Annotated in this window: 13 protein-coding genes; 6 read left to right on the top strand and 7 right to left on the bottom strand. The window is 57.6% G+C overall.

Translation table 11 applies throughout. From position 1 onward, the window contains the following. Nucleotides 1-80 precede the first annotated feature (80 nt). Nucleotides 81-461, bottom strand: a complete 381-nt coding sequence (locus TU74_RS17550) for a hypothetical protein (protein ID WP_047273256.1) — start codon at nt 459-461, stop codon at nt 81-83. A 148-nt stretch (nt 462-609) separates the two neighbouring features. Between TU74_RS17550 and TU74_RS17545 the strand changes: the two genes are divergently transcribed. Together TU74_RS17545 and TU74_RS17540 are read left to right on the top strand one after the other, a co-directional pair. Further along, nucleotides 610-810: a heavy-metal-associated domain-containing protein gene (locus TU74_RS17545; protein WP_047273257.1), complete on the top strand. Its 201-nt coding sequence runs from the start codon at nt 610-612 to the stop codon at nt 808-810. A 121-nt stretch (nt 811-931) separates the two neighbouring features. Further along, nucleotides 932-2128, top strand: coding sequence for a multidrug effflux MFS transporter (locus TU74_RS17540; RefSeq protein WP_047273258.1), 1197 nt, complete (start codon nt 932-934; stop codon nt 2126-2128). A 1-nt stretch (nt 2129) separates the two neighbouring features. Here the strand turns inward: TU74_RS17540 and TU74_RS24500 are convergent, their stop codons facing one another. Next, nucleotides 2130-2300, bottom strand: a complete 171-nt coding sequence (locus TU74_RS24500; protein WP_162841622.1) for a hypothetical protein — start codon at nt 2298-2300, stop codon at nt 2130-2132. 123 nt (nt 2301-2423) lie between these two features. Continuing rightward, nucleotides 2424-3437, bottom strand: coding sequence for a zinc-binding alcohol dehydrogenase family protein (locus TU74_RS17535; protein ID WP_047273259.1), 1014 nt, complete (start codon nt 3435-3437; stop codon nt 2424-2426). Between the two features lie 120 nt (nt 3438-3557). Here TU74_RS17535 and TU74_RS17530 point away from each other — a divergent pair, with 120 nt between their 5' ends. Next, complete coding sequence (locus TU74_RS17530) at nt 3558-4463, top strand: LysR family transcriptional regulator (protein WP_047275247.1); 906 nt, start codon at nt 3558-3560, stop codon at nt 4461-4463. A gap of 38 nt (nt 4464-4501) precedes the next feature. Here TU74_RS17530 and TU74_RS17525 read toward each other — a convergent pair whose 3' ends face one another. Beyond that, nucleotides 4502-5455, bottom strand: a complete 954-nt coding sequence (locus tag TU74_RS17525) for an adenosine deaminase (protein ID WP_047273261.1) — start codon at nt 5453-5455, stop codon at nt 4502-4504. A gap of 223 nt (nt 5456-5678) precedes the next feature. Here TU74_RS17525 and TU74_RS17520 point away from each other — a divergent pair, with 223 nt between their 5' ends. Next, nucleotides 5679-6764: a calcium:cation antiporter gene (locus tag TU74_RS17520; RefSeq protein WP_047273262.1), complete on the top strand. Its 1086-nt coding sequence runs from the start codon at nt 5679-5681 to the stop codon at nt 6762-6764. Nucleotides 6765-6802: 38 nt separating this feature from the next. Here TU74_RS17520 and TU74_RS17515 read toward each other — a convergent pair whose 3' ends face one another. The 3 genes from TU74_RS17515 to TU74_RS17505 all read right to left on the bottom strand — a co-directional run bounded on the left by TU74_RS17515 (nt 6803) and on the right by TU74_RS17505 (nt 9484). Beyond that, nucleotides 6803-7486, bottom strand: coding sequence for an SDR family oxidoreductase (locus TU74_RS17515; RefSeq protein WP_047275253.1), 684 nt, complete (start codon nt 7484-7486; stop codon nt 6803-6805). Nucleotides 7487-7896: 410 nt separating this feature from the next. Beyond that, a complete protein-coding gene (locus TU74_RS17510) occupies nt 7897-8499 on the bottom strand; it encodes an IMPACT family protein (protein WP_047273264.1) in 603 nt (200 codons plus the stop codon). A gap of 64 nt (nt 8500-8563) precedes the next feature. Continuing rightward, complete coding sequence (locus TU74_RS17505) at nt 8564-9484, bottom strand: LysR family transcriptional regulator (RefSeq protein ID WP_048377185.1); 921 nt, start codon at nt 9482-9484, stop codon at nt 8564-8566. Between the two features lie 123 nt (nt 9485-9607). Between TU74_RS17505 and aptA the strand changes: the two genes are divergently transcribed. After that, on the top strand, nt 9608-10957 hold the full coding sequence (aptA, locus tag TU74_RS17500; protein WP_047273266.1) for an omega-aminotransferase AptA: 1350 nt from the start codon (nt 9608-9610) through the stop codon (nt 10955-10957). Nucleotides 10958-11038: 81 nt separating this feature from the next. Continuing rightward, nucleotides 11039-12532, top strand: a complete 1494-nt coding sequence (locus TU74_RS17495) for a CoA-acylating methylmalonate-semialdehyde dehydrogenase (protein WP_048377184.1) — start codon at nt 11039-11041, stop codon at nt 12530-12532. The last annotated feature ends 360 nt before the right edge of the window (nt 12533-12892 follow it).

Raw genomic sequence — 12892 nt, 5'->3', positions numbered from 1 at the left:
ATCTATCCATAGAATCGACCTTGACCCGGTGGGAAGGTCAAGGCGCTTGTCAACCGTGACGGCCGTCTTCTTGACGGTGCTTAATATTCGAGCTTGGCGGGCTTGAGGTAGAGGCCGCCTTTTTGCAGGGCAATGCGATATTTGCGTACATCGCCCGCTTTCAAGGTGAGGGTTTGAGACGGCGGGGCCAGCATGCCCGGCAGACAACCCGGGGCTTGGCCCGGCAACGACTTGAGGCGAATGCTGATCGGGCCGGGCGGGAAGTTAAAGGACGTGGCTTGTTCCTGGAACAAGCGGCCAGCCAGTTGATCGTCTACATAAAGACCGATTTCGCAATTGGTGGGCACCTCAAGGCGCTCGCGGGAAATGATCAACACGCCGTAGTCCTGATCAGCGTTTGCCCACAACGGCAAGCTGGCAAGACCTAAAAGGCTGACTAGGCTCAAAGCGGACCAGCGCATGGCTACGTATCCTGTTTTTAAATCGGAAGGTTTGCAGCTTGGCCGAGCGCGAAACAGATTGCCAGCCTCGTGTCACTGCACCCGGGCTTGACCTTGCCATGATGGCAAGGTGGACACTCTGAACCTCACTAACCAAGGAGTGAACACAATGCACGTTTTTAAAGTTGACGGTATGACCTGTGGCGGATGCGTGGGCTCGGTAACTCGGGCGCTCATAAAGGCAGACGAAGACGCAAAAGTTGAAGTGGACTTGCAGAGCAAAACCGTGAAAGTGGAAAGCAAATTGCCTGCACTGGAAATCATCGATGTCATTACCACGGCGGGTTTTGACGCGCGTACGGCCCATTAACGCATTGTCGGGTTGTGCCTCATCAGGGGTTTATTAGCTAGCTCGCTATCTTTATGTTCAAGATCCGTCAGCACAGCTAGACTACCGGGTCGCGCTGACACTCGTCCGACCTGGATCCCTGATGAACTTTAGAACCATTTTGATTCTCGGAGCTTTGAGCGCCTTCGGTCCCTTGGCCATCGATTTTTACTTGCCGGGTTTCCCGGCGATGGCCCAGGCATTTGCGACCGATGAAAAACACATTCAACTTACGCTGGCGGTTTACTTTCTGGGCCTGTCGATCGGTCAGTTGGTCTACGGTCCCATTGCTGACCGCTTCGGTCGGCGCGTGCCTTTGTTGGTGGGCGTCGGGTTGTTCACGGCGGCGTCGTTTGCCTGTGCCTTTGCGCCCTCGCTTGACTGGCTAATCGGGGCGCGTTTCGTTCAAGCCCTCGGCGGTTGTGCGGGGATGGTGCTGTCGCGGGCGATTGTCAGTGACAAGTGCGATGCCGTGGGCTCGGCCAAGGTGTTTTCGCAACTGATGCTGGTCATGGGGCTGGCGCCCATCCTGGCCCCGATGCTCGGTGGCCTGCTGGTCAATCTGTACGGCTGGCAGGCGATTTTCATTGTCCTGACGTGCTTCAGCGCCCTGGCGGCGTTGGCCGTGGCGCTGGGCTTGCCGGAAAGTTTACCGGCCAATGTGCCACGTCAACCGTTGTCCGGTGCGTTGCGCCAGTACGGCCGCTTGCTCAAGGATCGTGAATACCTGGGGCATGCGCTGACCGGCGGGATCGCCATGGCCGGGATGTTCGCCTACATCGCGGGTTCGCCGTTTGTCTTCATCCAGTTGTATGGCGTCCCCGCCGAGCATTACGGCTGGCTGTTCGGCAGCAATGCGGCAGGTTTCATTCTCGTGGCTCAGGTTAACGCGCGGTTACTGGCCAAGCGTGGCCCGGCCTTTTTGCTGTCGCGCATGGTGTGGCTGTACCTGGCCGCCGGTTTGACGCTGTTGGGCATCAGCGCCTTGCACACGGAACAACTGTGGCCGCTGTTGATCCCGCTGTTTATTTGCATCGCCAGCCTGGGGTGCATCATTCCCAATGCTTCGGCCTGCGCCATGAGCGGGCAGGGCGCACGGGCGGGTAGCGCCTCGGCGTTGCTCGGCTGTCTGCAGTTCAGCGTGGCGGCCGCGGCGGCGTGGCTGGTGGGGGTATTGCACGATGGCAGCGCCATGCCGATGGCCATGGTCATCAGCTTGTGCGGGATTTTGGCGGTGTCGATCGCGGTGGCAACCCGGCGGCTGTACACCGCGCGGATTGCCGCTCAAACCTCGATTTGATTCAGCCCGCCATTCGCTCAGGCAATCTGTGCGGGGCTTGCAAGCGTGTGCGCAGCGTGTCCACAAAGGCTCTGGCCTCCGATTCGCTGCGAAAGTTGATGGCTTGCTGGTCGATTTGAACCTGCCACTGGCAGTCGCGGGATCTTGCTAACGCTTTTATCAGGATTTTCATTTCTGGCCTCCTCAGGTTCGCAAAGGAGGCCAGTGTATGCCCGATAACGCTGAGAAATATGACGGACATCAAGTCTCTGACTGACGGTTACACAATGGCCGGATCAGTCTCGTCAGGCGTTTCTCAAAACCCTTCCAGCACAATTTTGCCCTTGGACTTTCCGCTTTCCAGCAGCGCGTGGGCGCGGCGCAGGTTAGACGCGTTGATGGTGCCGAAATGTTCGCCCACGGTGGTGCGCAGGGTGCCCGCGTCTATCAGTTCTGCGACCCGGTTCAGCAAGTGATGCTGTTCAATCATGTCCGGGGTTTCGAACAGCGACCGGGTGTACATGAACTCCCAATGCAGTGACAGGCTTTTGCGTTTGAGCAGAGCAATGTCCAGCGTCTTGGGGTCGTCGATCAGGGCCAGTTTGCCCTGGGGTGCCAATGCCTCGACCAACTGCGCCAGGTGTTGATCGGTCTGGGTCAGGCTGGCGACGTGAGTTACGGCGTCGATGCCTGCCTGCTTCAAGGCTTCGCTCAGGGGCTGGCGATGATCGACGATCACATCGGCGCCCAGTTCGCGCACCCACGCCTGGGTCTCTGGACGCGAGGCGCTACCGATGACCTTGAGCCCGGTAAGCTGACGGGCCAGTTGTGTCAGGATTGACCCCACGCCGCCCGCCGCACCGACGATCAACAGACGTTGGTGCAAGTCAGTCTTGCCTTGCGCGATGCCCAGGCGTTCAAACAACAGTTCCCACGCGGTGATGGCCGTTAAAGGCAGTGCCGCGGCGTCGGCGAAGCTCAGGCTGTTGGGCATGTGACCGACGATGCGTTCGTCGACCACGTGACGTTCACTGTTGGCACCGGGGCGGGCAATAGAACCGGCATAAAACACCTTGTCGCCCACCTTGAACAAACTGACGTCACTGCCCACGGCCTTGACCACCCCCGCCACGTCCCACCCCAGTACCTTGGCTGTGCCCGCGTCGGGCTGTGTGTTTTGCCGCACCTTGGTGTCGACCGGGTTCACGGAGATAGCCTTGACCTCCACCAGCAGGTCCCGCGGCCCGGCGACAGGTTCAGGCAGTTCAATATCTTGCAGGGCTTGCGGGTCTTGAATGGGCAGCGAATGGTAATAACCGACAGCTTTCATGGGGGCATCCTGTAGAGAGGGACAGCGTGGGGCGATGATTCGCTATTTCCTGGCGTAGTAAAACCGGCTAAAACGGCAGGCTCTTTCAATATTTTTTTGATAATAGGCGGTGTTTTCAGCATGGTGCGCTTTGACGACCTGCAAGTATTTGTCCGCGCTGCTGATCTGGGCAGCCTGTCAGCCGCGGCCCGGGTCATGGACATGTCACCTGCGGTGGCGAGCGCCGCCCTCAAGCGCCTGGAGGCTCAGTTAGGTGCGCGCCTGCTGGCACGCTCAACCCGCAGCCTGCGTTTGACGGCCGAGGGGCAGGGGTTTCTGGACTATGCGCGCAAGGCATTGGGCAGCCTGGAGGAAGGGCGGCGGCTTTTGTCCCGTGGGCAGGATCAGGTCAGTGGGGTGCTGCAACTCTCGGCGCCTTCAGACTTCGGGCGAAATGTCTTGCTGCCCTGGCTTGATGAGTTTCAGCGTGAGCATCCGCAACTGACGGTGAGGCTGCTGCTGGGGGACCGTATTGCTGATCTGTTTCGCCAGCCGGTGGACATCGCCTTGCGCTATGGCGAGCCGGAAGACTCCAGTTTGGTCGCCTTGCCGGTGGCGGCGGACAATCGTCGGGTGCTGTGTGCGTCACCCGCCTATCTGGCGCGGGCTGGCGAGCCGCATCAGCTCGAACAATTGCTGCAACACAATTGCTTGCTGTACATGCTCGGCACGCGGGTGCACGACCATTGGCGATTTGATGACGGCAAGCGTGAGACCGGGCTGACGGTGAGCGGCGACCGTTTCAGCGATGACGCTGATGTGGTGCGTTTGTGGGCGCTGGCCGGGGCGGGCATTGCTTATAAGTCCTGGCTGGACGTGTCTGCGGATGTGCAGGCGGGAAGGTTAAAGGTGCTGATGCCCGAGCGGGTGGGGGAACGGGCGCCGTTGAACATGTTGTGCGCCCACCGGGCGCAGTTGAGCAAACCGGTGAAATTGTTACGTGACATGCTCAGCGAGCGCTGTGCTGAACGGGCGCTGCGCCGGTAATCGCCGCCGCAGGTCACGGCAGCGATTACGCACACGCTTTACGGCTTGATCAAACGGGCATCCAGGCCGTTTTGCGCCAGACGCTTGGCCTGGTCTTCGGTCATGCCCAAGTGGGTGTGCAAGGCGTGGAAGTTCTCAGTCATGTACCCGCCGAAGTACGCCGGGTCATCGGAGTTCACCGTGACGTTCACGCCACGCTCCAGCATGTCGAGGATGTTGTGTTGCGACATGTGATCGAACACGCACAGTTTGGTGTTAGACAGCGGGCACACGGTGAGCGGAATTTGCTCCTCGATAATGCGCTGCATCAAGCGTTCATCTTCAATGGCACGCACGCCATGGTCGATCCGCTGAATTTTCAGCAGGTCCAGGGCTTGCCAGATGTATTCCGGCGGACCCTCTTCGCCAGCGTGGGCTACGGTCAGGAAGCCTTCGTCGCGGGCGCGATCAAAGACGCGCACAAACTTGCTGGGCGGGTGGCCCATTTCCGAGCTGTCCAGGCCCACGGCGATAAAGGCATCGCGGAACGGCAACGCTTGATCGAGGGTCTTTTCGGCTTCTTCTTCGCTCAAGTGGCGCAGGAAGCTGAGAATCAAACCGCTGGTGATGCCCAGTTGCTGTTCGCCGTCCTTGAGTGCAGCGGCGATGCCGTTAAGCACGACCTCGAACGGGACGCCGCGGTCGGTGTGGGTTTGCGGGTCGAAGAACGGTTCAGTGTGAATGACGTTCTGCTCTTTGCAGCGCAACAGGTACGCCCAGGTCAGGTCGTAGAAGTCTTGCGAGGTGCGCAATACGTCCGCGCCCCGGTAATACAGGTCCAGAAACTCTTGCAGGTTGTTGAAAGCGTACGCTTTGCGCAGGGTTTCGACGTCGTTCCACGGCAGGGCGATCTTGTTGCGTTCAGCCAGAGCGAACAGCAGTTCAGGTTCCAGAGAACCTTCAAGGTGCAGGTGCAGTTCCGCTTTTGGCAGGGCGTTGAGCCAGTCGTACATAGAAGTTTTTCTCATCAAATCAGGTGCAGATGGCGGCATTCTACAGGCCCGGGCCGACATATTTGGTAAAACCCGACCAAGCTATTTGCCGGGCCGCGGCCATTGGCGGGGTGCGCAGGGGCGAAGTGGTGCGTTCAGTGAACTAATATGTAACGAAACGTTAGTGAGTTGCGGCAGTCTGTAACCCAACGACGTGTATTGGTTCACAGGTAAAAGGCTCGCGATGCTGACTTTATTAAAAGATGAAAAACTCCTGCTGCTGGCGATTGTCATGGCGTGTGTGGCCTTCCCGCTGGAGCCCTGGCTGCTGCATAACGGGCAAGTGACAGCGCTGGTGGCGGGTGGCGTCCTGATTGCAGCGATTGTGTGCGCGTCCATGCGTGTGGCTCATCACGCCGAAGTGTTGGCTGAAAAGTTCGGTGATCCTTACGGAACAATGATTTTGACGCTGTCAGCCGTTTTGGTTGAGGTCGTCATCCTCGCGATCATGATGAGTAATGAGGCGTCTCCAACGTTGGTGCGGGATACGATTTATTCAGCGGTGATGCTGGATATCAACGGGATTCTCGGCCTGGCAGCGCTGATGGGCGGGATCAAGCACGGCGAGCAGTCCTACAACGACGATTCGGCGCGCACCTACAGTGTGATGATTCTGACGGCCATGGGCGTGTCGATGGTGGTGCCGGAATTTATCCCCAAGGCAGACTGGAAAATTTACTCGGCGTTCACCATTGGCGCGATGGTGTTGCTGTACACGCTGTTTTTGCGCATGCAGGTCGGGCCGCACAGTTACTTTTTCAGTTACAGCTACCCCGAGAAAAAGGGCCGTAAACGTGCCCCGGAAGGGGAAGCGAGCAACCTGAAACTGTCAGTCGGCGTGTTGGTGTTTGGCATTATCGTGATTGGCGCGCTCGCCGAGGTGATGTCCAAGGCCCTCGATCTGGGGTTGGAAGGGACGGGCGCACCGCCTGTCATGACTGCGATTGTGGTGGCCGCGATCTCGGCGGCTCCGGAAATCTTGACTGCGCTGCGTGCCGCCTTGGCCAATCGCATGCAGTCGGTGGTGAATGTGGCACTCGGGGCTTCGCTGTCCACCGTTATCTTGACCGTGCCGGTCATGGAGGCCATGGCGCTGTATACCGGTCAGCCGTTCCAGATGGCCATGACGCCCGTGCAGACGGTGATGGTGTTGATTACGTTGGTGGTGAGTGCCATCAACTTGAATGACGGCGAGACCAATGCGATCGAAGGCATGACGCACTTTGTGCTGTTTGCGACCTTCATCATGCTGTCGCTGCTGGGGCTTTGACGTAAAGGGCGGCGTGCAGGCGCCGCCCGATCGGTCGCCTACCAGGGAATCGTCTGGCCTTTATAGTCGATGAAGTAATGGCCCCCTTTGCCTGCATAGGCCTTCACTTGCTCAACCAGCCCACGGGTGCTGGTTTCAACGTCGATATCGGCACCTTCGCCGCCCATGTCGGTTTTGACCCAGCCGGGGTGCAGGGTCAGAACAGTAGGCCGGTCCTCGCCCAGTTGACTGATGAAGGTATTGGTCATGGAGTTGAGTGCGGCTTTGCTGGCTTTGTAGAGCGCTAGTTCAGGCGCGTCTGGCGATGCAACACTGCCCAGACCGGAACTCATAAACGCCAGCACCCCACTGCCTTTACGGATTTTGCTGACAAAGGCTTGCGCCAGGGTGATCGGCGCTACGCTGTTGGTCAGGAACAATTGACCGATGTCGGACAGACTGGCGCGCCCTGACGTTTGATCGTCCGGCCCCTTGATCCCCGCGTTCACAAACACCAGGTCAAATACGTGAGTGTTCAGCTTTTGGCTCAGGTTCCCGATAGCTTCAACGTTGTCCAGATCCAGCTGTTCGATGTTGACGTTGCCCAACGCTTTAAGCTTCTCAACGTTGCCAGGGTTACGCACGGTGGCGGTGACGTTCCAGCCATCGTTGATGAGTTGCTCGACCAGGCCCAGACCCAGTCCACGTGAGGCGCCAATGATAAGTGCGTTTTTTGCTGTCATGAGTCGCGTCCTATACAGGGTAAATGAGGTTCACCGCACACGGTTTTACTCCTTCAGGCGTCGACTGCCCACCCATGCAAGTTGGTTAAAAAACGTACAGCCATAAGCAGCCGTTACAGAATGTGCGCTCCCGTTGGGTTTGCACGGCTTATCCACAGGTTGCTCCACAGGAACTGTGCGCAACCTGTGCACCTGGGTATAAGCGCGCGCAGGGATGGTTCGAAGGGCTATAAATCAGAGTAACGCGCTGTTTGCATTGAGGTTTCTACCCTTTGAAGGCGCAGTCGATCAAAAAACGTACAAAGCGGCGCAGGTCACGCCAGTCAAGGGCTGTAGAGGAGTGTGCTCAGGTTATCCACAGTCGGGTGCACAGTGGTTGTGGGCAACTGTTTGACGGGGGATAAAGTGGGTCACTCTTCACTATTGATCGACTGGCGGGTCAGCACAATGCGGCCACGGCTGAGGTCGGCCAGTTGCTGTCGCAAGTCAGGAATCTGCGCTTCACTGACTTCCAGGACTAGCTCCACCCCGTTAGCGGTGAAGGTTTCATTGCTGAGCACGCCGTTGAGTTCAGACAGGCGCAGTTTGACCAGCGCCAATTCGCTGAAGCTGCACGCGCATTCCAGCGCGACTCGCGTGATAAGCGGTGACTTATCGGCCGCTTGCAGGCATTTGTTGGCGCCACCCCCGTAAGCGCGTGCCAAACCGCCCGTGCCCAGTTGAATGCCGCCATACCAGCGGATCACCAGGACCACGACTTGATCGCAATCCTGCGCTTCGATGGCGGACAGAATGGGGCGTCCGGCCGTGCCGCCGGGTTCGCCGTCATCGCTGCTGCGGTACTGATCGCCCAGCTTCCAGGCCCAGCAGTTGTGGGACGCGTTAAGGTCGCTGTGCAGCGCGATAAAGTCCTGTGCCTGTTGAGCGCTGGTGATGGGCGCCGCATGGGTGATGAAGCGGCTCTTGCGGATTTCTTCGCGGTACTCGCATGGACCGGTCAGGGTTGAAGGCATATCGATTCCGGGCTGGGCGCGAGGCATGCAGGCTTCGCGGCGGGGCTGACGAGGGGGACGAACGTTAGCGTGTCGATTCGAGGCTCTCAAGGAAACTTTCAAGAACCAGATGGGGGCGGCGGCCTTTGCGTGTGACCGAGGCCAGGCTCAAGTCATAAAAACGGGTATCAGGTTTGAGCGCCCGCAGACGACCTTGTTGTACCCACAAACTGGCGTAATGGTCCGGCAGGTAGCCTATGTAGCGGCCGGTCAGAATCAGGAACGCCATGCCTTCACGGTCCGATGCACTGGCGGTGCACTTGAGCGCCTGATAATGCGCCTGAATCTCTGAGGGCAGACGAAACGTCGGTGCAATGGCGTCCTGATCGTTGAGGCGTTCGTCTTGCAACTGGTGGTCATCGACATAAAACAGCGGGTGGCCGACGGCACAGTAAAGCAGCGACCGCTCGCTATACAGCGGCTGATATTCCAGACCGGATAACGCACTGGCCTGGGGTACAACGCCGACGTGCAGACGGCCGTCCAGCACGCCCTGTTCTACCTCGTTGGGCGAAATCATGCGGATCTGGATTTGCACATCGGGCCCACGCTCTTTGAGTTGGGCCAAGGCGTGGGTGATACGCATATGGGGGAGGGTGACGAGGTTGTCGGTAAGGCCGATGGTCAGCTCACCGCGCAAGTGTTGATGCAGGCCGTTTACCTCTGTGCGAAAACTCTCAAGTGCGCCGAGTAATTGGAGTGCTGATTGGTAGACCTCGCGACCTTCTTCCGTCAGGGAAAAACCAGCACGCCCGCGCTGGCACAGGCGCAAGCCCAGTCGCTGCTCAAGATCGCTCATTTGTTGGCTGATTGCTGACCGGCCAATGCCAAGCACTGTTTCTGCCGCAGAGAAGCCGCCGCACTCTACGACACTGCGAAAGATGCGCAACAAGCGAATATCGAAGTCGCTGACTTGCGCCAAGGTATCGGAACGACGGCTGCTCATAGTTTAGTAAATGCCTAACTGAAGGTTAGAAGAGTTGGATTTCACCGACTTTATAGGCGTGGCAATTTAGCTGCAACAACGATTTCGACCCGACACTGCACTCTGTCTTGCGAGGTTTTGCTGATGAACATGCCTGAAAACGCCGAGTTAAACGTAGCCAGCCAGCTCAAGCTGGATGCGCACTGGATGCCTTACACCGCCAACCGCAACTTTCATCGGGATCCGCGTTTTATCATCGGCGCCAAGGGCAGTTATCTGACCGACGACAAAGGTCGACAAATTTACGACTCGTTGTCCGGCCTGTGGACATGTGGTGCAGGGCATACGCGCACGGAAATTCAGGAAGCCGTGGCCAAGCAACTCGGCACGCTGGATTATTCGCCGGCGTTTCAATATGGCCATCCCTTGTCGTTTCAGCTGGCTGAGAAAATCACCGAGCTAACGCCGGGCAACTTGAACCATGTGTTCTTCACGGACTCGGGTTCTGAATGCGCGGACACGGCCGTGAAAATGGTGCGTGCGTACTGGCGGCTGAAAGGCCAATCGACCAAGACTAAAATGATTGGCCGGGCGCGCGGCTATCACGGTGTGAACATTGCGGGCACCAGCCTGGGTGGCGTGAGCGGCAACCGTAAGCTCTTTGGTCAGGCAATGGCGGATGTCGATCATCTTCCGCACACCTTGCTGGCGAGCAATGCCTTTTCACGCGGTATGCCTGAGTTGGGCGGTATTGCGCTGGCGGATGAACTGCTCAAGTTGATCGAACTGCATGATGCTTCGAATATCGCCGCCGTGTTTGTCGAGCCGATGGCTGGGTCTGCCGGTGTGCTGGTGCCGCCTCAGGGCTATCTGAAACGTCTGCGTGAAATCTGCGATCAGCACAACATCCTGCTGGTATTCGATGAGGTTATTACCGGGTTTGGTCGCACAGGCTCCATGTTCGGTGCTGACAGCTTCGGTGTGACGCCGGACCTGATGTGCATCGCCAAGCAGGTCACTAACGGTGCGATCCCGATGGGGGCTGTAGTTGCCTCTACCGAGATTTATCAGACATTCATGAATCAGCCGACGCCTGAATATGCGGTGGAATTCCCACACGGCTATACCTACTCCGCGCATCCGGTCGCGTGTGCCGCGGGCCTGGCCGCGCTGGATTTGCTGCAAAAAGAGAACCTTGTCCAGAGCGTCGCGCAGGTGGCACCGCATTTCGAGCAAGCATTGCACGGCTTGAAAGGCGTGAAGAATGTGATCGATATCCGTAACTACGGTCTGGCTGGTGCGATCCAGATTGCACCGCGTGATGGCGATGCGATTGTGCGTCCTTTCGACGCCGCCATGAAACTGTGGAAAGCCGGCTTCTACGTCCGCTTTGGCGGTGACACGTTGCAGTTTGGTCCAACCTTCAACAGCAAGCCTCAGGATCTGGATCGTTTATTCGATGCGGTGGGTGAAGCGCTGAATCAGATCGACTGACCCCTTCTATATAGAAAAGGCTTTTTTGGATTTTCGACTGGCGCGTAGTGTTCGCGTCAGCAAACCTGTTTTGGAGTGGCAATGAGCACGATTCAACATTTGATCAATGGTGAGCTGGTTAATGATTCTGGCCGTACCGCCGATGTGTACAACCCGTCGACGGGCAAGGTGATTCATCAAGTGCCGTTGGCCAGTCGCGAGACGATTCAACAGGCAATCGACACGGCCAAGGCTGCCTTCCCGGCCTGGCGTAATACGCCTCCAGCCAAACGTGCTCAAGTGATGTTCCGTTTCAAGCAGTTGCTGGAACAGAATGAAGCCCGGATTTCGCAGTTGATCAGCGAAGAGCATGGCAAGACGCTCGAAGATGCGGCGGGTGAGCTCAAGCGCGGGATCGAGAACGTCGAATACGCGTGTTCCGCACCGGAGATTCTGAAAGGCGAGTACAGCCGTAACGTAGGACCGAATATTGATGCATGGTCGGACTTTCAACCGATCGGGGTTGTGGCGGGGATTACGCCTTTCAACTTCCCGGCCATGGTTCCGTTGTGGATGTACCCGTTGGCGATTGTGTGCGGTAACTGCTTCATTCTGAAACCGTCGGAGCGTGACCCGAGTTCGACCTTGTTGATTGCGCAGTTGCTTCAGGAAGCGGGCCTGCCTAAAGGGGTCTTGAGTGTGGTGCATGGCGACAAGACAGCCGTAGACGCCCTGATTGAAGCACCAGAGGTGAAAGCCTTGAGTTTTGTCGGCTCCACGCCGATTGCCGAATACATCTTTGCCGAAGGCACCAGGCGCGGTAAACGTGTTCAGGCGTTGGGTGGCGCGAAGAACCATGCGGTATTGATGCCTGATGCCGATCTGGATAATGCCGTGAGTGCCTTGATGGGCGCTGCTTATGGCTCGTGTGGTGAGCGCTGCATGGCGATTTCGGTAGCCGTGTGCGTTGGGGACCAGGTGGCGGATGCCTTGGTTGCCAAGCTGGTGCCGCAAATCGAGGCGTTGAAAATTGGCGCGGGGACTTCATGCGGTCTGGACATGGGGCCTTTGGTCTCCGGCCAGGCGCGGGATAAGGTCAGTGGCTATGTGGCGGACGGTGTAGCGGCGGGCGCGCAGTTGGTCGTTGATGGGCGTGGTTTGAGCGTCAAGGACCATGAAGACGGGTTCTTCTTGGGTGGATGCCTGTTTGATCGCGTTACACCAGAGATGCGCATCTATAAGGAAGAGATCTTCGGACCGGTTCTGTGCATCGTGCGTGTGAATAGCCTGGAAGCGGCGATGCAACTGATCAACGATCATGAGTACGGCAACGGCACATGCATCTTCACGCGTGATGGCGAGGCTGCGCGTTTGTTCTGTGATGAGATCGAAGTCGGCATGGTGGGGGTTAACGTACCGCTGCCTGTGCCGGTGGCTTATCACAGCTTTGGCGGCTGGAAGCGTTCATTGTTTGGCGATCTGCATGCCTATGGCCCGGATGGTGTGCGTTTTTACACGCGTCGCAAGGCAATTACCCAGCGTTGGCCGCAACGGGCCAGCCATGAAGCGTCGCAGTTTGCATTTCCGAGTCTTTAACGCATCTGTTGTTTAACAAGAAGCCAGCCGCAAGGCTGGCTTCTTTGTTTTAAGCTTTCGAAGGTTTATGACAGAAATGTGAAATTGAGGCTTGACTCAGAATTTCAGCGGCCTATAATTCGCCCCACTTCCGGCGCAGTCGAAACGGAAAACTCCTTGAGTTTCAATGAGTTATACGGTTTTGATAGTGTCAGCTTCAAATCATCGAAGCAGGAAATGAGGTGTTGACAGCGGCGTGTAACGCTGTAGAATTCGCCTCCCGCTGACGAGAGATCGAAAGCGCAAGTGGTTGATGTTACAGAGGAAACTTTGAAAACATCTTAAAATAACCGCTTGACAGCAACAGAGGCTGCTGTAGAA

The sequence above is a fragment of the Pseudomonas lundensis genome (genome assembly GCF_001042985.1).
Classification (GTDB): domain Bacteria; phylum Pseudomonadota; class Gammaproteobacteria; order Pseudomonadales; family Pseudomonadaceae; genus Aquipseudomonas; species Aquipseudomonas lundensis.
Note: the sequence above shows the minus strand (reverse complement) of the source record. Positions and strands in the feature narration are given on the sequence as shown.

Coding starts and splice junctions, on each gene's coding strand:
- TU74_RS17550 (WP_047273256.1), bottom strand. CDS start 461: ATGCGCTGGTCCGCTTTGAGCCTAGTCAGCCTTTTAGGTCTTGCCAGC.
- TU74_RS17535 (WP_047273259.1), bottom strand. CDS start 3,437: ATGAAAGCTGTCGGTTATTACCATTCGCTGCCCATTCAAGACCCGCAA.
- TU74_RS17495 (WP_048377184.1), top strand. CDS start 11,039: ATGAGCACGATTCAACATTTGATCAATGGTGAGCTGGTTAATGATTCT.
- TU74_RS17530 (WP_047275247.1), top strand. CDS start 3,558: ATGGTGCGCTTTGACGACCTGCAAGTATTTGTCCGCGCTGCTGATCTG.
- TU74_RS17505 (WP_048377185.1), bottom strand. CDS start 9,484: ATGAGCAGCCGTCGTTCCGATACCTTGGCGCAAGTCAGCGACTTCGAT.
- TU74_RS24500 (WP_162841622.1), bottom strand. CDS start 2,300: ATGAAAATCCTGATAAAAGCGTTAGCAAGATCCCGCGACTGCCAGTGG.
- TU74_RS17515 (WP_047275253.1), bottom strand. CDS start 7,486: ATGACAGCAAAAAACGCACTTATCATTGGCGCCTCACGTGGACTGGGT.
- TU74_RS17525 (WP_047273261.1), bottom strand. CDS start 5,455: ATGTACGACTGGCTCAACGCCCTGCCAAAAGCGGAACTGCACCTGCAC.
- TU74_RS17510 (WP_047273264.1), bottom strand. CDS start 8,499: ATGCCTTCAACCCTGACCGGTCCATGCGAGTACCGCGAAGAAATCCGC.
- TU74_RS17545 (WP_047273257.1), top strand. CDS start 610: ATGCACGTTTTTAAAGTTGACGGTATGACCTGTGGCGGATGCGTGGGC.
- TU74_RS17520 (WP_047273262.1), top strand. CDS start 5,679: ATGCTGACTTTATTAAAAGATGAAAAACTCCTGCTGCTGGCGATTGTC.
- aptA (WP_047273266.1), top strand. CDS start 9,608: ATGAACATGCCTGAAAACGCCGAGTTAAACGTAGCCAGCCAGCTCAAG.
- TU74_RS17540 (WP_047273258.1), top strand. CDS start 932: ATGAACTTTAGAACCATTTTGATTCTCGGAGCTTTGAGCGCCTTCGGT.